Source organism: Pseudomonas sp. H3_A02 (assembly GCF_054671965.1).
The window spans coordinates 3,648,027-3,668,394 of sequence record NZ_CP162807.1; the positions used below are offsets into that span (position 1 = coordinate 3,648,027).

Annotated in this window: 20 protein-coding genes and 1 pseudogene; 4 read left to right on the plus strand and 17 right to left on the minus strand. The window is 62.1% G+C overall.

The annotated features are described in order from the left end of the window. Window position 1: 1 nt before the first annotated feature. From cheD to AB4N80_RS16300, 8 genes and pseudogenes are all read right to left on the minus strand, one after another. Window positions 2–499 (minus strand): chemoreceptor glutamine deamidase CheD, encoded by a 498-nt coding sequence (gene cheD / locus AB4N80_RS16265; protein ID WP_305467554.1) that lies wholly within the window; start codon window positions 497–499, stop codon window positions 2–4. Continuing rightward, window positions 496–1,332: a CheR family methyltransferase gene (locus AB4N80_RS16270; protein WP_163006739.1), complete on the minus strand. Its 837-nt coding sequence runs from the start codon at window positions 1,330–1,332 to the stop codon at window positions 496–498. Before AB4N80_RS16270 ends, cheD begins: the two co-directional genes overlap by 4 nt. Then, window positions 1,329–1,865, minus strand: a complete 537-nt coding sequence (locus AB4N80_RS16275) for a chemotaxis protein CheW (RefSeq protein WP_122566250.1) — start codon at window positions 1,863–1,865, stop codon at window positions 1,329–1,331. The genes AB4N80_RS16270 and AB4N80_RS16275 overlap by 4 nt, the downstream gene beginning before the upstream one ends. 39 nt (window positions 1,866–1,904) lie before the next feature. Continuing rightward, on the minus strand, window positions 1,905–3,563 hold the full coding sequence (locus tag AB4N80_RS16280) for a methyl-accepting chemotaxis protein (protein WP_305467551.1): 1,659 nt from the start codon (window positions 3,561–3,563) through the stop codon (window positions 1,905–1,907). A 33-nt stretch (window positions 3,564–3,596) separates the two neighbouring features. Continuing rightward, on the minus strand, window positions 3,597–5,699 hold the full coding sequence (locus tag AB4N80_RS16285) for a chemotaxis protein CheA (RefSeq protein WP_122566314.1): 2,103 nt from the start codon (window positions 5,697–5,699) through the stop codon (window positions 3,597–3,599). Window positions 5,700–5,735: 36 nt separating this feature from the next. After that, complete coding sequence (locus AB4N80_RS16290; protein WP_122566252.1) at window positions 5,736–6,020, minus strand: STAS domain-containing protein; 285 nt, start codon at window positions 6,018–6,020, stop codon at window positions 5,736–5,738. A 15-nt stretch (window positions 6,021–6,035) separates the two neighbouring features. Next, on the minus strand, window positions 6,036–6,404 hold the full coding sequence (locus AB4N80_RS16295) for a response regulator (protein ID WP_003203044.1): 369 nt from the start codon (window positions 6,402–6,404) through the stop codon (window positions 6,036–6,038). Between the two features lie 11 nt (window positions 6,405–6,415). Beyond that, window positions 6,416–7,363 (minus strand): annotated as a pseudogene (locus AB4N80_RS16300) (methyl-accepting chemotaxis protein); the annotation flags it as partial. A gap of 669 nt (window positions 7,364–8,032) precedes the next feature. On the opposite strand from AB4N80_RS16300, the gene AB4N80_RS16305 reads away from it, so the two are divergent. Both AB4N80_RS16305 and AB4N80_RS16310 read left to right on the plus strand, forming a co-directional pair. Continuing rightward, the gene (locus AB4N80_RS16305; protein ID WP_460082992.1) at window positions 8,033–9,379 is read left to right on the plus strand and encodes an MATE family efflux transporter; all 1,347 of its coding nucleotides are present in this window, start codon (window positions 8,033–8,035) and stop codon (window positions 9,377–9,379) included. 238 nt (window positions 9,380–9,617) lie between these two features. After that, window positions 9,618–10,277, plus strand: a complete 660-nt coding sequence (locus AB4N80_RS16310; RefSeq protein ID WP_305467548.1) for an HAD family hydrolase — start codon at window positions 9,618–9,620, stop codon at window positions 10,275–10,277. Between the two features lie 129 nt (window positions 10,278–10,406). On the opposite strand, the gene ppnN is transcribed toward AB4N80_RS16310, so the two are convergent. Then, window positions 10,407–11,780 (minus strand): nucleotide 5'-monophosphate nucleosidase PpnN, encoded by a 1,374-nt coding sequence (gene ppnN / locus AB4N80_RS16315; RefSeq protein ID WP_122566255.1) that lies wholly within the window; start codon window positions 11,778–11,780, stop codon window positions 10,407–10,409. 217 nt (window positions 11,781–11,997) lie between these two features. On the opposite strand from ppnN, the gene AB4N80_RS16320 reads away from it, so the two are divergent. Next, the gene (locus AB4N80_RS16320; protein WP_460082996.1) at window positions 11,998–12,531 is read left to right on the plus strand and encodes a DUF3087 family protein; all 534 of its coding nucleotides are present in this window, start codon (window positions 11,998–12,000) and stop codon (window positions 12,529–12,531) included. Between the two features lie 108 nt (window positions 12,532–12,639). Continuing rightward, window positions 12,640–13,395 carry an OBAP family protein gene (locus AB4N80_RS16325; protein WP_122566257.1) on the plus strand — a complete coding sequence of 252 codons (756 nt, stop codon included), beginning with the start codon at window positions 12,640–12,642 and terminating at the stop codon, window positions 13,393–13,395. A gap of 225 nt (window positions 13,396–13,620) precedes the next feature. Here AB4N80_RS16325 and AB4N80_RS16330 read toward each other — a convergent pair whose 3' ends face one another. The 8 genes from AB4N80_RS16330 to AB4N80_RS16365 all read right to left on the minus strand — a co-directional run bounded on the left by AB4N80_RS16330 (window position 13,621) and on the right by AB4N80_RS16365 (window position 20,272). Continuing rightward, on the minus strand, window positions 13,621–13,848 hold the full coding sequence (locus AB4N80_RS16330) for a hypothetical protein (RefSeq protein ID WP_305467544.1): 228 nt from the start codon (window positions 13,846–13,848) through the stop codon (window positions 13,621–13,623). Between the two features lie 63 nt (window positions 13,849–13,911). After that, the gene (locus AB4N80_RS16335; RefSeq protein WP_122566259.1) at window positions 13,912–14,094 is read right to left on the minus strand and encodes a con-10 family general stress protein; all 183 of its coding nucleotides are present in this window, start codon (window positions 14,092–14,094) and stop codon (window positions 13,912–13,914) included. Between the two features lie 219 nt (window positions 14,095–14,313). Beyond that, window positions 14,314–14,877 carry an ATP-dependent Clp protease proteolytic subunit gene (locus AB4N80_RS16340; RefSeq protein ID WP_092328079.1) on the minus strand — a complete coding sequence of 188 codons (564 nt, stop codon included), beginning with the start codon at window positions 14,875–14,877 and terminating at the stop codon, window positions 14,314–14,316. A 115-nt stretch (window positions 14,878–14,992) separates the two neighbouring features. After that, window positions 14,993–16,048: a DNA topoisomerase IB gene (locus AB4N80_RS16345; protein WP_122566260.1), complete on the minus strand. Its 1,056-nt coding sequence runs from the start codon at window positions 16,046–16,048 to the stop codon at window positions 14,993–14,995. 272 nt (window positions 16,049–16,320) lie between these two features. Continuing rightward, window positions 16,321–17,400, minus strand: coding sequence for a molybdenum ABC transporter ATP-binding protein (modC, locus tag AB4N80_RS16350; RefSeq protein ID WP_122566261.1), 1,080 nt, complete (start codon window positions 17,398–17,400; stop codon window positions 16,321–16,323). Window positions 17,401–17,403: 3 nt separating this feature from the next. Then, complete coding sequence (gene modB / locus AB4N80_RS16355) at window positions 17,404–18,084, minus strand: molybdate ABC transporter permease subunit (protein WP_122566262.1); 681 nt, start codon at window positions 18,082–18,084, stop codon at window positions 17,404–17,406. After that, window positions 18,085–18,837 (minus strand): molybdate ABC transporter substrate-binding protein, encoded by a 753-nt coding sequence (modA, locus tag AB4N80_RS16360; protein ID WP_122566263.1) that lies wholly within the window; start codon window positions 18,835–18,837, stop codon window positions 18,085–18,087. A gap of 361 nt (window positions 18,838–19,198) precedes the next feature. Continuing rightward, window positions 19,199–20,272 carry an NAD(P)H-dependent flavin oxidoreductase gene (locus tag AB4N80_RS16365; protein WP_305467540.1) on the minus strand — a complete coding sequence of 358 codons (1,074 nt, stop codon included), beginning with the start codon at window positions 20,270–20,272 and terminating at the stop codon, window positions 19,199–19,201. Window positions 20,273–20,368 lie beyond the last annotated feature (96 nt).

Genomic DNA, 20,368 nt, shown 5'->3' on the forward strand with positions numbered 1-20,368 from the left:
GTCAGTGCCGGGTCCTTATGGGTTGGTGCCTGACCCACACATCGCCGCTGCACAGGTCGAAGATGATGCTGCGGTGGCCGGTGCTGCCCATGTCCTGGGCGATCAGGTCGAGGCGATAGAGGGCGGCCATTTCCAGCGCGGCGTTGACGTTCAGCCGCGCCACATCGCCGTAGGGCACATGGCGTTGCAGCTCGGGGAACATCTCACCGCCGCCGAACAGCTTGAGTTGGTAGTCCTCGGGTTCGGTGCGGTGGGCCCGGGCCTGGCGGATGAACAGTTCGATGGCTTCGTCGGCGTAGAGGCCGTTCAGTGCAGTGGAGCAGCGCACCCGACGGGGCAACATGAAGTGGCACATGGCGCCGATCCGGCGTTCGGGGTGCCACAACGTGATCGCCACGCAAGAGCCGAGAATGGTGCGCAGGCGAGTCGGGCAGGTGGCGAAGCGAAACTCCCCTGGCGCCAGGTACTCCTCGGCCACTGCCCTGATGGCGGCGCTCATGGTTTGCGGTAAATCGAGGGCGCCACCAGTTTCAAGGCATCGGACACGCCGTTGAGGCTTTCCGAGTGGCTGACGATGAAATACCCGCCGGACTTGAGCCGGGGGATCAAACGGGCAACCACTTTGCTTTTGGTGGGTTGGTCGAAGTAGATCATGACGTTGCGCAGGAAGATCACGTCGAACTCCCCCAGCTCCGGCAAGGTGTCGTTGAGGTTGACCTGGATGAAGTTGACCCGGTTGCGCAACGCCCGGTCGATGAGGAACGTGCCTTGCTGGCTGCCGGTGCCCTTGAGGCAATATTTCACCAGCAGTGGCTGGGGCAGGGTGCGGGCACGTTCCATCGGGTAATGCCCGGAGCGCGCCTTGGCCAGCACCTGGCTGCTGATGTCCGAACCGATGACTTCCCAGGGCGTGGTGCCCAGCCCTTCGGCCAGGGTCATGGCCAGGCTGTAGGGTTCTTCCCCGGATGAGCTGGCCGCGCTCCACAGGCGGAAGGTCTTGCCCGGTGTCGCATGGGGCAATACGTGTTGGCGCAGGAAATCGAAATGCTTGGGCTCGCGGAAAAAATAGGTCTCGTTGGTCGTCAGCAGGTCCAGCGCCACCTGTAGCTCATCGGTGCGCTGGCCGTTCATGATCAGCTTGAAATACTCGCCGTAGCTGTCCAATCCATAGTGCTTGAGGCGCTTGAATAAACGCCCGGCCACCAGGGCTTTCTTGGCCTCGGACAGGCTGATGCCGGCGGCCTGATAGAGCCAGGACTGGAACTGGCCGAACTCTCGGTCACTGAGCGCCAGCGAGCTCGCCGTGCGTTCCTTGCAGGTGTCGGCGTTCACGGGGCATCCACTTCCAGCACGTTCGGGCTGGCTTCTGCGAGTTGAGACATTTCGTCGATGGACAACACGCGGTCCACCTCCAGCACGATGACGAACTTGCCATCGACCTTGGCCATGCCACTGATGAAATCGGCGCGGATCTTCGCGCCGAAGCTCGGTGGCGGCTCGATCTGCGAGGCCGGGATCTCCAGCACCGCCGACACCGTGTCCACCAGCAGGCCAATGTCCTGGGCCTGCCCGTCGGCACTGGCCGCCTCGATGATCACCACGCAACTGCGGCGGCTGATCGCCGAATTCGGCCGGCCGAAGCGAGCCGAGAGATCGACCACCGGCACGACCGCGCCCCGCAGGTTGATCACCCCGCGCACGAAGGCCGGCATCATCGGCACCACGGTCAGGTTGCCGTACTCGATGATTTCCTTGATGCACAGGATGCCGATGGCAAACATCTCCGTGCCGAGCATAAACGTCAGGTATTGCGCTTCTTCCTCGACCGCGAGGGCGGTTTGACGTGTGGTCGCGATGGCGCCCATTGCTTCTTCTCCTTTAAGCAAGCCAGTGGAACCGGGCCATCAGAACCGGGTGAATTCCGACTCGTCCGGGGCGCTGGCCATGTTGTAGGCAAACGCTTTGGGCATGATCGGTGCCGGTGCCCGCGCCGGTTTGCGGCCGGACGGACCTGGGGTGTTATCGACCCTGGCAACTTGCACAGCGGACTTGGGCGGCGTGTCGAGGGTGAAGAAGCTCATGGCCTGTTGCAGCTGTTCGGCCTGGCTGCTCATTTCCTCGGCGGTGGCGGCCAGTTCTTCGCTGCTGGAGGCGTTTTGCTGGGTCACCTGGTTGAGCTGGGTCATGGCGGTGTTGATCTGCGCCACACCGGCGGCCTGTTCTTCGGAGGCGGCGCTGATTTCCTGCACCAGGTCCGAGGTCTTGTTGATCGAGGGGACCATCTCGTTGAGCAGGTTCCCGGCCTTTTCCGCCATGTCGACGCTGCTGGACGACAGCTCGCCGATTTCCTGGGCGGCCACCTGGCTGCGTTCGGCCAGCTTGCGCACTTCGGCGGCGACCACGGCGAAGCCTTTGCCGTGTTCACCGGCACGGGCTGCTTCGATGGCGGCGTTGAGCGCCAACAGGTTGGTTTGATAGGCGATGTCGTCGATGATGCTGATGCGCTGGGCGATTTTCTTCATCGCCACCACGGTCTGCTGCACCGATTCGCCGCCGTCGGTGGCTTCCTTGGCGGCCTTGCTGGCCATGCCGTCGGTAACCTTGGCGTTCTCGGTGTTCTGGTTGATGCTGGCACTCATCTGCTCGATGGACGCACTGGTTTCCTCAACGCTGGCCGCCTGCTCGCTGGTGGCCTGGCTCATCGATTGCGCGGTGGCGCTGACTTCTTCGGAGGCGCTGGCGAGGTTGTCCGCGGCGTTACGCACTTCGCCGATGATGTGCGAGAGCTTGCCGACCATGTTCTGCATGGCATTGAGCACCATGCCGGTTTCGTCCTTGGAGCCATTTTCGATTTTCGCGTTCAGGTTGCCTTCGGCCAATTGTTCGGCAACGGTCGCGGCCAGTTTCAAGGGGCGGGAAATGATGCGCGAGATGAACAACGCCAGGCCCAGGCCTACCAGTAGGGCGGCAGCCAGTACGGCAATGATCGACAGGCGTGCGTTTTCAAAAAGCTCGACGCCGTGTGCACTGGCTGCGTCCGCGCCAGCAGCGTTGAGCTCGACAAGTTTTTGCAAGTCGCTGGTCACCAGATCGAACCGACGCTTGGACTCGCCCTTGAGCATCGCATGGGCCTGCTCGGTCAGATTCTGCCGGGACAGCGCGAGCAGGTCTTTGCTGATTGCAAGGTAGGCTGCCCAGTCAGTGCGAGTGGTTTCGAAGACCTGACGATCCTCAGCGCTGGAGAGCAGTTTTTCGTAAGTGTCCAGGCGCGTTTCGAAGGCTTTTTTGGCTTCGTCGGCTTCTTGCTCCAGGCCGACGCGCTCCTGTTCGGAGTCGGCGGCAATATGGCGGTTTTCCTTGAGGCGATAGTTCGCCGCATAGAAGCGCATGCCCGAGGCGGCGCGCATGGACGGCATCCAGTTTTGACGAATGTCGAGGGCGGTGTCGTTCACCTGGCCCAGTTGAATGATCGAGAACACCCCCATGACGGCGGTCAGCGCCAGCACCACAAGAAATGAAGTGATCAGTTTGGTGGCGATTCTAAGATCGTAGAACCATTTCATTGGGAATTACCTCTCCATGGAATTGCTAAAGCGTCAGCGAGCGTTGGCTTGTTGTAATTGCGTCGGGTTGTAGCGGTTTTCGGTCTGGGCGATCTGGGTGAGCAGCGCCGGTACGTCGAGAATCAACGCCACGGCGCCACTGCCCAGGATGGTCGAGCCACTGATGCCGCGAAGGGCGCCAAACAGCTTGCCCAGCGGCTTGATGACGGTCTGGAACTCACCCAGCAAGTCATCCACCACTAGCCCGGCCTTGAGTTCGGCGTAGCGCACCACCACCACGTTCTGCCGGCGCGCGGCCGGGCCTTCGTGGCTGAAGTGATCGCGCAGGTAGACCAGCGGCAGCACCTCGCCGCGCAGGTCGAGGTAGCCTTGTTCGCGACTGGCGAGTCCATCGTCTTCGCTCAGCTCGATGCATTCCTGGACCATGTCCAGCGGAATCACATAGGTCGACTGACCGATGCCCACCAGGAAGCCATTGATGATCGCCAGGGTCAGCGGCAGGCGAATGCGCACCACGGTGCCCTTGCCGGGCTGGCTGTCCAGGTCGACGGTGCCGCGCAGCAGGGTGATGTTGCGCTTGACCACGTCCATGCCCACGCCACGCCCCGAAAGGTTGGTCACGGCCTGGGCGGTGGAAAAGCCGGGTTCGAAAATCAGGTTGTAGATTTCCTGGTCGGTGGGGCTGGCACCCGGCGGCACCAGGCCACGTTCCTGGGCTTTTTCCAGGATCCGGTCACGGTTCAGGCCGGCGCCGTCGTCGGCGATTTCCAGCACGATGCTGCCGGAGTCGTGATACGCGTTGAGGTGCAAGTGCCCCTTGACCGGTTTGCCGGCCGCCAGCCGGGCCTCGGCGGTTTCAATGCCGTGGTCCATGGCGTTGCGCAGCAGGTGCATGAGCGGGTCGCCGATTTTTTCCACCACGGTCTTGTCCAGCTCGGTCTCCGCGCCGCTGATGATCAGGTCGATGTCCTTGCCCAGTTCCTGGCTGACATCGCGTACCACCCGACGGAAGCGGTTGAAGGTTTCGCCGATGGGGATCATGCGCAGGCGCAGGGCGCCGTCGAGGATTTCTTCCACCAGCCCGGAGACTGACGAGGTGGCTTCCTGCAACGGGTCGTTTTGGCAGGTACGGGCCAGCAGGCTGGCACCGGCGCTGGCAATGACCAGTTCGCCCACCAGGTTGATCAACTCGTCGAGCTTGTCCGCATTGACCCGCACATAGGTGCCGTCCTTGCCCTTGCTGTCGCTGGTCACCGCTTGTTTGTCAGTGGCGATCTGGGCGGGCATGCGCGGCGTCTTGCGCTGGTCGGACAGCAACTCGCCGGTAGCGACCAACGCGGTGCTTTCCTCGGCCGGTTCCGGCGACGTGGTGACCAGGCCGGTGTTGGCCGCAAGCGTGATGTCGTCATCCTGGGCAACGATCTCGATCTCGCAGTCTTCGCGGACGAAATCGAACACTTCGTTGATCGCCCCGTGGCTGGCGGCCGAGCGAAACTCGATGTCGAAGCCCAGGTAACAGGACTCGGCGTCCCAGGCGTCGGCGGCGGGCAGGGCGTCAGTCAGGGTGGTGATCTCGACGATTTCACCCAGGGTTTGCAGGTAGCGCAGGAACGACAGCGGGTCCATGCCGTTGCGGAACACGTCTTGGCCGAAGCGCAGGGAAAGGTGCCAGAGGCGCGTTTCGCCGGATTCGTGGGGGGCGGTTTCCTGCGTAGGCGTCGGCGCCGCGGTCGGCGAGGGCGCCTGGTATTCCTGAAGGATCTGACACAGCTCCACTTCCCGTTGCAGAGCCGGCGGCGGCAGTGATCCGCCCTGGTTGGCGGCCACGTTGATCAGTTCCAGCATGTGGTCGCTGGACTTGAGCAACACCGCGATCAGGCTGGCGTCCACCTCGACGCTGCCGTTGCGCAGGCGGTCGAGCACGTCTTCGACGATGTGGGTGAAGCTGACGATCGGTTCCAGGCCGAACAGCCCGGCCGACCCTTTGATCGTGTGGGCCGCCCGGAAGATCGCGCCGATGGCGTCATCGTCGCCGGGGTCGGTTTCCAGTTGCAGCAGCGATTCTTCCATCGCCTGCAACTGTTCCCGTGCCTCGACGATGAAGGTCTGTTGTGCCTGATCGAGATTGATGCTCACGCTCATTTCCTTTGTCGTGTCCGACGTATTGCGGTCCTAGGCAACCAGGTTGCACAGGGCAAGTGTCTCCGTGACGGCCTTGCTTTGGCCGGTCAGTGTCAGTTGGGTCCCGGCCCTGGAGGCCTCGCGCTGCACCATCAGCAGCAGTTGCAGGCCGGCGCCGTCCATCTCGGTGATCTGCGACAGATCGAGGGCCATTCGCGGCGTTGCCCCCAGGTGCGGCAGCCACTGCACGGCCAGCTCGGCCGCGGTGTAGATCGTCAGCTCGCCGTCGATGTGCACCTGGGCGGTGTCATCCTGTGCTTCGTATTGCAACGGCATTGGAGCCTCCGGCTATCAAGGAAGAATCAGCTTGGACACCGCCGCCAGCATCTGCGCCGGCTGGAACGGCTTGACCACCCAGGCCTTGGCCCCGGCGGCCTGGCCTTCCTGTTTCTTCGATTCCTGGGATTCGGTGGTGAGCATGATGATCGGCGTGAACTTGTAGCTGGCCAGCTTCTTGACCTCCTTGACGAAGGTGATGCCGTCCATGTTGGGCATGTTCACGTCACTGATGATCAGGTGCACTTTCTGCCCATTGAGCTTGCCCAGCGCGTCCTTGCCATCGCTGGCTTCGATCACGTCGTAGCCGGCACTTTTCAATGCGATGCCGACCACCTGCCGAACGCTCGCGGAGTCGTCGACAACCAATACACTTTTAGCCATGAGCGGCTCTCCTAAAAGAAGGTTATTTCCTGTGAAGTCTGTTGCGCGCTCGAGTCGCCGTGATGATTGCGGCGTTGCTCGTCGGTGGCGTAAGTGGTTTCCATGCGTGCCAGCCATTGGCGGGCATCGATGGAGACAGCCTCGTCGGGCGACTGACTGGCCTGCTGCATATGCACGTGCAGGTCCTCGATGTTGTCGCGCACGTGGCTGAGGATCTGGCTAACCCGATCCTGGAATTGCAGGCTGACCAGCACCTCGGTGAGTTCATCGCGAATGCCGAAACTTTCCCGTTGCAGCATGTCGGCCGAGTCGGCCAGGCGGCCGGTGACACTCTTGAAGCGCTCCAGTACCTGCTGGATGCTTTGCTCGGAGGCACTGACCGAATGGCTGTCCTGGTCCGCTCCGCTGGACGCGGCATGCACCAATTGGGTGATGGCGGTGTTGATGATGTCGACCTTGGCCGACATCTGCTGGCCGGTCTCGCTGGACTTGCTCGAGAGGCTGCGTACGGCGTCGGCCACCACGGCAAAACCACGCCCGGCCTCGCCGGCACGGGCGGCTTCGATGGCGGCGTTGAGGGCCAGCAGGTTGGTCTGCGCGGCAATCGCCGCGACGTCGGCGGCCATGGTCCGCAGCTCGCCGGTATAAGCCGTCAGGTTGCGCACCTGGGCCAGGGTTTCGTCGCGGCTGGCCTGGGTGGCTTTCAGGGAATCGATGACCTTGACCAGTTCGCCTTCGCTTTGGGCCAGCACCTGCACGGCGCCGCCACTGCTGCTGCCAGCCAGTTCACCAGCGGCCAGTTGCGAGGCTTGCACGGTGTCTTCCAGGCGTGACGAAATGCCGGTGAAGCGGCTGGTCAGGGAGACGATCGCGGTCTCGGTCTGTTGCCGGGAGCTTTCGACCTGCTTGGCCCAGATCGGCATGGCACCGAGGATGACTTCGTTGAGTTGTGCGTTTGTTTTATGGGCCAGGTGCTCGCTGCCTTGCAGGTCGTGGCAAGCAATGGCGGCGGCGACGGCGCTGTCGAACTGCTGGCGTTGCGAGCGCGCACCCCATACGCCGGCCCCGACGCCCAAGGCCAGGATCGCCACGCTCAAGCCGATGTTTTGCCCACTCGCGCCATTGAGCGCCAGCACGCCAATGCTCGCGGCAATGGCCACTAGCACGGCACTCCAGAGGATGCGTGGTTTTGATGGGGAAGGGGAATGACCGTGAGAATACGACGTCATGGTTCGGTCCTTGAACAGTGTTGCCAACAGGTTATTTGCGAATAACTGGTTATCTGCCAAACCGACCCGGTCTTGAGGACCAATCGTCCGGTTTCGATAAAAATAATGGCACAGTGCTATCTAAGGATAGACGAGATTGGAAAATTGTCGAGATGGCCTGACCTGTGGAAGTCCCGTGGCGCGGGCGCTTGCTCCCGCTGGAGCGAGAAGCGGTCCCAAAAATGGCTGGGGCGGTTAGCCTGATACATCGCGTGTTCAGGTATTGGGGCTGCTGCGCAGCCCAGCGGGAGCAAGCTCCCTCGCCACAGGAGCGGTTTGCGCCGAATCTTCTGAAACGATTTGTATGGATTGAGCTAAATTACCCCGCATCGGATTTTCGAACCTGCCATCAGAGTCCCCATGCCGACCCAGCCCCTCTGGAAAACCTATCTCCTGTTCCTGATCCCCATGGTTCTGTCCAACTTCCTGCAGTCCATGTCCGGCACGTTCAACAGCATCTACATCGGCCAGATGCTCGGCACCCAGGCATTGGCGTCGGTGTCGGGCATGTTTCCCATCGTGTTTTTCTTTATCGCTTTGGTGATCGGCCTGGGCGCGGGCGCGGGGGTGCTGATCGGGCAGGCCTACGGTGCCGGCGAAACCGGCACGGTGAAGGCGATTGCCGGTTCGACGTTGTTGCTGGGGGCGATTATCGGCCTGATGGCGGCGGTGCTGGGCAGTGTCTTTGCGCGTCAGGCGTTGCAAGGGCTCGGCACGCCGGCCGATGTACTGGAGGATGCCGTTGCCTATGCCCGGGTCATGCTGTGGATCCTGCCGATGTTGCTGGTTTTCGTGCTGTTCACCCAATTGCTGCGCGGGGTGAGCGATACGGTGTCACCGATGTTGGCGCTGCTGGTGTCCACCAGTGTCGGGTTGCTGCTCACGCCAGCGTTGATTCGCGGCTGGCTGGGGTTGCCGCAGATGGGCATCCAGAGCGCGGCATGGGCGGGGCTGGCGGGGACGACGTCGGCGATGCTGATGCTGGCATGGCGCCTGAGTCGCCGCCAGCATGCCCTGGCGCCGGACCGCGCGTTGTTCGCGGCGATGCGCCTGGACCGGGACATCCTCGGCAAAGTGCTGCGCATTGGCCTGCCCACGGGGTTGCAGATGGTGGTGATCTCGTTGTCGGAGTTGGTGATCCTGGCACTGGTCAATCGCCATGGCTCCGAGGCTACGGCGGCCTACGGCGCGGTGACGCAGATCGTCAATTACGTGCAGTTTCCGGCGCTGTCGATTGCCATCACCGCCTCGATCCTCGGCGCCCAGGCCATCGGTGCCGGCCGCCTGGAGCGCCTGGGGCCGATCCTGCGCACGGGGCTCGCGATCAATCTCTGGCTCACCGGTGGGCTGGTTCTGCTGGGCTATCTGTTGTCCCACTGGCTGCTGGGGTTGTTCATCACCGCCCCGGCGGCCCGGATCCAGGCCGAACACTTGCTGCATATCATGCTCTGGAGCTTGCTGGTGTTCGGCTTCCAGGCGATCGTCGGCGGCATCATGCGTGCCAGCGGCACGGTGCTGGTGCCGGTCGTCATCTCGATTTTCTGCATCGTCGCCGTGCAAGTGCCGGCCGCGTATCTGCTGGACGCGCACTTCGGGTTGCAAGGGGTATGGATGGCGTTCCCGGTGGCTTACTTGAGCATGCTGCTGTTGCAGACGCTGTACTACAAGCTGGTCTGGCAGCATCAGCCGATCGAGCGCCTCGTTTAGATCGCCGTTTTGTAAAACAACACAAACTCCCTGTGTGCGAACCTGTGGGAGCAAAGCTTGCTGTGGGAGCAAAGCTTGCTCGCGATGCAGACACCTCGGTTTCTGAGAGACCGCGTCAACTTTATCGCGGGCAAGCCTTGCTCCCACAGGTTCTGCTCCCACAGGTTCTGCTTCCACAGGTTCGGTGCCTGACGATGTTACAGTGGCCATCACCCGCCACGCCGCCACCGAGGATCCGATGCCTGCCAGTCTCCCCACTCACATCGCCTACCGCGCCTTCCTGTTCGACATGGATGGCACCCTGCTCAATTCCATCGCCGCCGCCGAGCGGATCTGGACGCGCTGGGCCCTGCGCCATGGCGTGGACGTGGCGACGTTCCTGCCGACCATCCATGGCGTGCGCGCCATCGACACCATCGCCCGCCAGCACCTGTCGGGGGTGGATGCCCAAGCGGAAGCCGAGCAGATTACCCGCGAAGAAATCGAAGACGTCGAAGGGGTGGTGCAAGTGCCCGGTGCGCTGGCTTTCCTGGAAAGCCTGCCGCCAGAGCGTTGGGCAATCGTCACCTCGGCGCCCATGGCGTTGGCCTTGCGCCGGATGGAAGCGGCGGGGATCCCCCGTCCCGGTGTGATGGTCACCGCCGAGGATGTGAGCGACGGCAAGCCCAACCCCACCTGCTATCGCCTGGCCGCCGAGCGCCTGCAAGTGGCGCCCCAGGACTGCCTGGTGTTTGAAGACGCCGAGGCCGGAATCCGGGCAGGCGAGGCTGCCGGGGCTGACGTGATGGTGGTAACGGCAACGCACACGCACCCGGTGGTCAGCCGTCATCCGCAGATCAAGGATTACCGTGGACTGGGCCTTGAAGTGGATGGCGCCGGCTTGATGCGAATTCTGTAGCCACCGCAAATCCCCTGTGGGAGCGAGCTCGCTCGCGATAGCGGTGGTTCAGCCTGCATCAATGCTGAATGTGCCACCGCCATCGCGAGCAAGCTCGCTCCCACATTGGATTTGTGGCCCTCAGATAGGTCAGGTCACCACGCGATAGCACGGCACATACGCCGCGCCGCCCGGCAGTTTCATGCGGTGTTGGGCGACGAAGGCCTGGAGCAGGCGGTCGAGGGGTTCCATGATGGCGGCGTCGCCGTGGATCTCGTAAGGGCCGTGCTCTTCGATCAGACGGATGCCCTTGTCCTTGACGTTACCGGCCACGATCCCCGAGAACGCCCGGCGCAGGTTGGCCGCCAGTTCGTGGGCGGGCAGGTCGCGGCTCAGGCCCAGGCTGGCCATGTTGGCGTGAGTCGGGTCGAACGGGCGCTGGAAGCCCTCGTCGATCTTCAGCAGCCAGTTGAAGTGGAAGGCGTCGTTGCGTTCGCGGCGGAACTGCTTGACCTCCTTGAGCCCCTGGGTCATCTGCCGTGCCACTTCGGCCGGGTCGTCGATGATGATCTGGTAGTGCTTCTGCGCTGCTTCGCCCAGGGTCGCACCGACAAACGCATGCAACTGGTCGAGGTACGGCGCGGCGCTTTTCGGCCCGGTAAGCACCACCGGGAAGGGCAGGTCCTGGTTGGCCGGATGCATCAGGATGCCCAGCAGGTACAGGAACTCTTCCGCCGTACCGGCGCCACCCGGGAAGATGATGATGCCGTGGCCGACACGCACGAAGGCTTCCAGGCGTTTCTCGATGTCCGGCAGGATCACCAGCTCATTGACGATCGGGTTTGGCGCTTCGGCGGCGATGATGCCCGGCTCCGTCAGTCCCAGGTAACGGCCGCCATGGATGCGCTGCTTGGCGTGGGCAATGGTGGCGCCTTTCATCGGGCCTTTCATCACGCCCGGGCCGCAACCGGTGCAGATGTCGAGGCTGCGCAGGCCCAGTTCGTGGCCGACCTTCTTGGTGTATTTGTATTCTTCGGTGTTGATCGAGTGACCGCCCCAGCACACGACGATTTTCGGCTCCACGCCAGGGCGCAGGGTACGGGCGTTGCGCAGCAGGTGGAACACGTAGTCGCTGATACCCTGGGACGAGCTGAGGTCGATGCGCTGGCTGTCCAGTTCGTTCTCGGTGTAGACGATGTCGCGCAGGGCGCTGAAGAGCATTTCTCGGGTGCTGGCGATCATTTCGCCGTCGACGAACGCATCGGCTGGCGCGTTCAGCAGCTCCAGGCGTACACCGCGGTCCTGCTGGTGAATGCGGATCTCGAAGTCCTTGTAGGCTTCCAGGATGGTCTTGGCGTTATCGACATGGGCGCCGGTATTGAGGATGGCCAGGGCGCACTGGCGGAAGAGGTCGTAGATGCTGCCGGAACCGGCTTCGCTCAGTTGCTGGACTTCGCGCTGGGACAAGGTTTCCAGGCTGCCCTTGGGGCTGACCGAGGCGTTGATTACATGTCTTTGAGTCATTCAGCTTTCCTTGAAAACGATGCCATGCACACAACGACGGCATCTTGAAAAAAACGTCCACACCGAAAGATCGCACGATCCTTGCGCTATCGCCATGGACTTTGTTCCTCGCCCGGCGAGTCGGTAGCGATACAAAATGAGCCCCAGCATAGCTAAATCGACCGGGCAGGCGATAATGCGTGACTCTTTTGATGCCGTACAAGGAAATTGCGCCGCGATGTTCGAGATCAAACCGTGGGATGGCGACACCTACCGCAGGCAGACCCGCCGCAGCACCCTGATCATCGCGGTGGTGTTCCTGGCCCTGGCGATGTTGCTGTCCAGCCTGGCCGTGATGCTGTTCGGTACGCCCGGAGGCGATAACTTTCGCTTCAACCTTGGCGGGGTGATGGTCGCCGTGTTGGCGATGGCGGTGCTGATGCGCCAGTATTTCTGGTCGCAGCCGTGGATGGCCGCCGCGGTGTACGGCTGGCAGCTCAAGCGCAGCCTGATGAAAATCACCAACGTGATGCACCAGGTGACAGCCGGCGTGCAGGTCCAGGATCCGAGCGCCATGAAGCTGCTGCGCTTCTATCACCTGGGGCTGGCCCAGATGCACCAGTTGGACGCCAACTCCAGCGCCCAGTCTTCCCTGGCGCGAGAGGCCGACGCGCACCTGGCGAAGCTGCAGGCGCTGGGCCTGGACACCGAACAGTCGCGCCTGGACCCGAGCTGGATCGAGACGGTGAAGCAGGCCTATAGCGTCGGTTGATCGGTCAGAGGCTGCCGATGCGCGCCGTTCGTCGGTAGGCCGTCAGGAAAATAAAACCCGCCCCAGGCACTGTCTTTCTCATGAACAGTCATGCAAAGGAGAGATGACATGCCAGATCGAAGCGTTTATGGCGCCTGGACACTGCTATGGGCGACGGCGTTGGGATTGACCGGTTGCGCGGGCGGCACGAGCGATTCGCCCGTTGATGCGCCGGGCGCCGCGAAGACCCCCACCACCGCGACGCTGGAAACAGGGGCGCGGATCATGCAGGACAAACCGCCGTTGCGGGCCCTGGACACCTACCTCGATGGTTTTCATTTCTATAACGGGCGCATGTCCGGGCAGATGGAAGCACATCACTACTGCACGGCGCTGAACGAGGAAGTCTTTCAGTGCACGATCTTCGACGGCAATACCTCCAGCGCCAAGCTGATGGGCGTCGAGTACATCATCAGCAAGCGCTTGTTCGAGGGATTGCCGGCCACTGAAAAACAACTGTGGCACAGCCATGTGCATGAGGTGAAATCCGGGCAGTTGATTGCACCCGGGATTCCCCAGGCAGCGGAAACCCGATTGATGAAAAACCTGATCAGCACGTACGGCAAGACCTGGCACACCTGGCATACCGAACAGGGCAATGTACTGCCTTACGGGGTGCCTCAGTTAATGATGGGGTTCACTGCCGATGGGCAGGTTGACCCGCAGTTGGTACGCGAGCGGGACGGTCGTATGGGTGTCGACAGCGAAGCGAAAAAGCGTGCCCGAGCGGGTATCGACACGCCGGCGATTGATCCGGGTGCCGATGCTTGGCAGAAAGGGCAGGTGTGGCAGATCAAGGATCCGACTGGCGAACACGCACATTGAAGGGGGAAATACTAATTTGTGATAAGGGATTTATTTGTGGCGAGGGGATTTATCCCCGCTGGGCTGCGAAGCAGCCCCATCTGACCACTTTGGTGGAGCAGGGAAATCCGGGTTGCTTCCATAAGGACTGCTTCGCAGCCCAACGGGGATAAATCCCCTCGCCACAAGAGCCCTTTGCCACAAAGAAAGGTGCGAAGTGCTTGTGATGATATAGGAGAAGTACAACTACGGCTGTTTGAAATGCCCAGGCACACCATGCTCTTTTTCATTAGGTCTGGTTTTCTTCTGAACTTGCACATCGCTGAGTTCAACCTCCTTGAGTTCATTGAACGTCGCCCTCAATAAGGCTTCGGCTTCGCTGACACTCAATGTCTCGGAGTTGGCCTCGACCACGCGATTGTCGGGTTGGCCATTGCTGATGAAACTGATGATGAATCGATCCTGGCTGCTCATGGGCGACCTCGGTACGGTTAAGCGCCAGGGCGCAGCGTGCCTGCGCCCCGACGGTTTTCCAGGTTACGATTTTCTGCCGCCGCCTTGGCTGCGTCCGCCACCTTTCCTGCCGGCTTCAGAGGCTTTTTCCCGGTCGTTCGCAAAATTATTGCCGCCCGAAGCTTGTCCACCTTTCTTCCCGGCTTCCGATGCTTTTTCACGATCATTTGCGAAATTACCTGGGTTCTTGTTTCCGGTGTTAGCCATTTTGAGAATCCTCATTTTGGTTAAGCGAGCAACGGCCTCGCTTAATTGTGAAAGAAAATGCCCGAGGGAAGTTTAATGAAAAAGCTTCGTTAGCGACGAACGGTGATCCGAGCAAATAACGCCATAAAAAACTTGTACAGCCGCTTCGCTTGAAAGTTGTACAGGATTACTGGAGTTTATTAAGGGGGGCATCAGAATTTTATTTATTAATGCCTCGGTTTAATCTTCGCCGCCGCTGACTTTCCAATGTTTGGCTTCCACAGGGAACACGACTTGTTCGACCCGATGGGCGATGCCAAAGGCCAGGGAATTTTCGGCCGGAATCACCCGTTCCTCGGCGCACAGGCATTTGAAGATATCCAACTGGGTCGCGGCGCCGGCGGTTTCCTTGACGTAGATCTCCACGTACCGCGCCACGTCGTTGTCCAGGCTGGACAGGTATTCGCGCAAGCGTGAATGGTCCACGGATTTCTGGCCGAAATACCAGTTCATCGGATGAATCAGGAAACGCGAATGCGGCGTGGTGGTACGGTCGCTGGCCGCCAGGAACATGATGATGCCCATCGATTCGATGTTGCCGGCATTGACCGCACGCACCGGTACTGGAAGGGACTTGATGAAGGTATAAAGCGTAAAACCGAAGTTGGTGCTGCCGCCGACGGTGGAGAGGTTGAGCATCAGCGAGTCGGCGCCTTTCTCGATGGCTTCCAGGCAGTTGTCGCGAAAGCGTTCCGTGGTTCCCTGATCGATCTGGCAATGAAAATGGACAATGTGTTCGGACATCTGAAACTCCTGTCGATTTCACCCTTTTAAGTCTGCGCAGTGGCCGTGCCGTAAAGTTGGGAGTCCGGTGGTCTGCGGATGTTCCGCCTCCTTGGCTCGCTGCGGGTGAATCGCGTCAACCCGATTGTGCCTGTTCGCACGCCTCGGCGGCTCGTGTCATACGCTGCAAGAATAGCGTCAGTCCGGCTTCTTCTTCGCTGAGGCCTTTGCGGGCCCGGGGTTTGGGCAATGCCTTCAGGGCGCCGAGCAGAAAGCCTTCCACCACCGCCGGGTGGATGTAGCATTTACGACAGACGGTCGGTGTGTTGCCCAGTTGTCGGGAGACCTGCCTGACCATCTCGGTGACGTGCCTCTTGGCTTCGGTCTCGGTTTCCCAGCGCAGCGCCCGCAGCCCGGCCAGAGCGGCTGCGCTGCCAGCCCAGGTGCGGTAGTCCTTGGCGGTGAAATCGGCGCCGGTGAGGGTTTTGAGGTAGGCGTTGATGTCCGAAGAGCTGATGGAGTGCCGCTCGCCGTGTTCGTCCAGGTACTGGAACAGGTTCTGCCCGGGAATCTCCTGGCAGCGCTTGATGATCCGTGCCAGGCGCCGGTCTTTCACGGTGATTTGGTGCTCGACGCCGCTTTTGCCGCGAAACTGGAAGGCGATGGCGCTGCCGTTGATCTCGACGTGTTTGTTGCGCAGCGTCGTCAGGCCGTAGGAGTGATTGGCGCGGGCGTATTGGGGGTTGCCGACGCGGATCAGGGTTACGTCCAGCAGGGTGATAACCGTGGCCATGACTTTGTCGCGGCTGAAGCCGGGCGTGGCGAGGATTTCTTCCAGGCGTTTGCGCAGGCGCGGCAGGGCACGTCCGAATTCCAGCATCCGTGAATACTTGTCCGCATCGCGCACCTCACGCCAGCGCGCATGGTAGCGGTACTGCTTGCGCCCGCGGGCATCGCGGCCAGTGGCCTGGAGATGACCACGGGGGTCGGTGCAGATCCAGACATCGGTATAGGCCGGCGGTACCGCCAGGGCATTGATGCGCTGGATCTCGGCCGCGTCGGTGATGCGTCGGTCCTGCGGGTCGAAATAACAGAATTTGCCCCGCAGCTTTTTACGGGTGATGCCTGGGGCCGTGTCATCGACGTAATGCAGGTCGGCCGGCAGAGCATCCGGTGTCAGGGTGTCGGGCATGAAAAAATTCCTTGGCAACGAATCCGGTGGCCTGTGAATTCATTGACCGCAGTCCGTTGTGGTCGTGCCAAGATTCTGAGGTTGCCGCAAAACCTGTGGGAGCAAACCTGTAGGAGCAGACCTGTAGGAGTAGACCTGTGGGAGCAAGGCTTGCCCGCGATAGTATCGCCTCGGTCTATCAGCTACACCGAGGTGCTTGCATCGCGGGCAAGCCTTGCTCCCACAGCCTTGCTCCCACAAGTTCCCACAGTGTGATCCGCTGGTTACGGGCCCTACGCCAACACCGCCACCGCCTTGATCTGCGCCCACAACACCTGCCCCGGCTGCAGATTCAACTGGTCTCTGGAATAGCGGGTGATGCGCGCCAGCAGCGGGGTGCCGGCGGCGTCCAGGCGCACCAGCACATGGGCAGCGTTGTCGGCGGCCTGTTCGCTGATCACGGTGACCGGCAGGCGGTTGAGGATGCTGGTCTGGGCATCGTTCGCCAGGCTGAGGCTGACGTCCCGGGCCTGGACCTTGAAGCGCAGCGGCTGGCCGAGGGCCAGGGACGTGTGGGCCACGCGTACGTTCAGTTGGCTGTCGGGCAGGTTCAGGGTCAGCAATTGATACGCCGGGTCATAGCCGCTGACCTTGCCCTCGATCACCACCCCGGCGTCATCCCCCAGGGCCAACGGCAGGTCGAGCCGGGCCAGGGTTTCGCCGATCGGCCCACTGGCCAGCGCGCGGCCAGCGTCGAGCAGCACGATGTGATCGGCCAGGCGCGCCACTTCGTCCTGGGAATGGCTGACATACAGCACCGGGATGTCCAGCTCATCGTGGAGCCGTTGCAGGTACGGCAGGATTTCGTTTTTGCGCCGGCTATCGAGGGCCGCCAGCGGCTCATCCATCAGCAGCAGTTGCGGGCTGGTGAGCAAGGCGCGGGCGATACCCACCCGTTGGCGTTCGCCGCCGGAGAGGTTGTGCGGCTGGCGATCGAGCAAGTGCCCGATGCCCAGCAGATCGGTGGCCTGGTCCATGTCCACCCGCCGTTGTGCCGGAGCAATACGCTTGAGGCCGAACGCCAGGTTGGCCCGTACCGACAGATGGGCGAACAGGCTGGCCTCCTGGAACACATACCCCACCGGCCGCTTATGGGGCGGCACGAACACAGCGTGCTCGCTGTCCTGCCACACTTGGCCATTGACCTCGATAAACCCCCGGGCCGGTCGCTCCAACCCGGCGATGCAGCGCAGACAGGTGGTCTTGCCGGAGCCGGAAGGCCCGTACAGGGCGGTCACGCCACGGCCTGGCAGTTGCACATCCAGGTCCAGGGAAAAAGCCCCATGGTCGAGCTGAAAACGCGCGTTGATCATTGATCAGCTCCAACCGGCACGGGTTCGGCGGCTGGAGTACAGCGCCAGCAGCACCAGGAATGAAAACACCAGCATCGCCGCCGCCAGCCAATGGGCCTGGGCATATTCCAGGGCTTCGACATGGTCGTAGATCTGCACCGACACCACTCGGGTTTTCTCCGGGATGTTGCCGCCGATCATCAGCACCACGCCGAATTCGCCGACGGTGTGGGCGAAGCCAAGAATTGCTGCGGTGATAAAGCCGGGGCGGGCCAGGGGCAGGGTGACGCTGAAAAACGTGTCCCAGGGCCCGGCCCGCAAAGTCGCGGCGACTTCCAGCGGACGACTGCCGATGGCGGCAAAGGCGTTCTGCAACGGCTGCACCACAAACGGCATGGAATAGATCACCGAGCCGATCACCAGCCCGGTGAAGCTGAAGGTGAGAGTGCCCAACCCGAGGGCCTGGGTGAGCTGTCCGATCCAGCCGTTCGGCCCTAATGCCAGCAACAGGTAAAAGCCAATCACCGTGGGCGGCAGCACCAAGGGCAACGCCACCACCGCGCCCACCGGCCCGCGCAGCCAGGAGCGGGTGCGCGACAGCCACAACGCGATGGGCGTGCCGATGAGCAGCAGGATCACCGTGGTCAGGGACGCCAGTTTCAGGGTCAGCCAGATGGCGGCATAGTCGGCGCTGGTCAGGGGCATTTAGCGTTGGTAACCGTAGGCTTGGATGATGGCGGCGGCTTTCGGCCCCTTGAGGTAATCCACCAGGGCCACGGCGGCGGGGTTGTCCCGGCCCTTGGTGAGGATCACCGCGTCCTGCTTGATCGGGTCGTGCAGTTCGGCCGGGACGATCCACGCCGAGCCGCCCGTCACCTTGCCGTCCTTGTACACCTGGGACAAGGCGACGAAGCCCAGTTCAGCGTTACCGGTGGAGACGAACTGGTAGGCCTGGGTGATGTTCTGGCCTTCGACGAGTTTGCTTTTGACTTGGGCGGTCAAACCCAGTTTGTCCAGCACCTGGGTCGCGGCCAGGCCATAGGGCGCGGCTTTCGGGTTGGCGATGGACAGGTGTTGGAAATCGTTGTGCTTGAGGACTTGGCCCTGGTTGTCGACATAACCGGCCTTGGCCGACCACAGCGCCAGGGTGCCAACGGCGTAGGTGAAGCGTGAGCCCTTGACGGTGTCGCCTTCGCTTTCGAGCCGGGCCGGGGTGGTGTCGTCGGCGGCGAGGAACACCTCGAAGGGCGCGCCGTTCTTGATCTGGGTGTAGAACTGCCCGGTGGCGCCGTACGCCGCCACCAGCTTATGCCCGGTGTCTTTTTCGAAATCGGCGGCAATGGCCTGGATCGGCGCAGTGAAATTGGCGGCGACCGCCACCTGCACCTCGGCGGCCTGGACGGCGCCAATGGCCAGGCACGGGATCAACAGCAACGGCGCGAAGCGGATGAGGCGCATAGGTGAGGCTCCGAGGGCAGATTCGCTATATACCGGAATATATAGCGAATGACTGACAAACGGAACGCGGCATTTTGCCTGGGGAGCGAGGGTGCAAGGGTTGGCCCCATCGCGAGCAAGCTCGCTCCCACATTGGATCCGTGGCGAACCTACATCTTGCTACCACACCAGAACCCCTGTGGGAGCGGGCTTGCTCGCGAAGACGGCGGTATATTCAACATTCCTGTCGACTGACCCAGCGCTTTCGCGAGCAAGCCCGCTCCCACAGGTACAGTGGCGTCACCCAATGTCGTGGTTGCCAGCAATCCCCCTGTGGGAGCGAGCTTGCTCGCGATGGCGTGCTAACGACCGATGATGACCATCAGGCTCGACCCAGGCGATTGAGCCGAGCCTGCGCCTCTTCAGCCAACCGCCGGGTCAACTCGGCCGTCGACAGCTCGCGCCCCAATGGGAAGGCCTGGCCGGCCCAGAGGTTGCTGAAATCCTCTTCGCCCTTGGCACGCAACGGCATCAGCGCACCGCCCGCCAAGGGAAAGGCCGGAGCCAGCGGGCTCATCGGGCCCACTTCGCGCATCACCCGGTTGACGATGCCTCGGGCCGGGCGACCGGTGAACAGGTTGGTGACAGCGGTCTGGCTTTCCTTGGCCGTACGCAACGCCCGGTGATGGGACGCGCTGATCTTCGCCTCAGGCGTGAACAGGTAAGCGCTGCCCAATTGCACCGCCGAGGCACCCAAAGCGAACGCTGCGACAATCCCGCGTGCATCGCCAATGCCACCGGCGGCGATCACCGGCACCTTCACCGCATCCACCACCTGCGGCAGCAAGGCAAACAGGCCGACCTGGGTATCGAGGTCGTCGCTGAGGAACATTCCACGATGACCACCGGCTTCATAGCCCATGGCGATGATCGCATCGCAACCGTGCTGTTCGAGCCAGATGGCTTCCTCGACGGTGGTGGCTGACGAGAGGATTTTCGCGCCGGTGGCCTTCACCCGATCCAGCAAGGATTTTTCCGGCAGGCCAAAGTGGAAACTGACGACCTTGGGCCGCATCTCTTCCAGCACCCGGCAGGCAGCATCATCGAAGGGCGTGCGGTTGGACACCGGGGTCGGTGCGTCGAAATCGACGCCCAGTTCCTGATAGTACGGTTTGAGCCGTTGCTTCCAGGCCTCGGCCCGCTGTTCGTCGAAGGCCGGCGGCTGGTGACAGAAGAAATTCACATTGAACGGCTTGTCGGTCTGTTCGCGGATGGTCGTCAGTGCCTGGCGCAACTGCTCGACATCGAGCATCGCCGCCGGCATCGAACCCAGCCCGCCGGCATTGCAGGTCGCAACCACCATGGCCGGCCCGGTCACCCCGGCCAGCGGCCCCTGGATGATAGGCAGCTCGATACCGAGCAGGTCAAGAATGCGGGTGTCTGGCCACTGGCTCATGTGCGGGGTCTCCGACGGCAGAAGGAAACAGCGTTTTTAGCAGGTGTGAGCCGGCAAGGGCCAGTCGAGTTTTTCAATCGGGCGCTGCACCTTGAT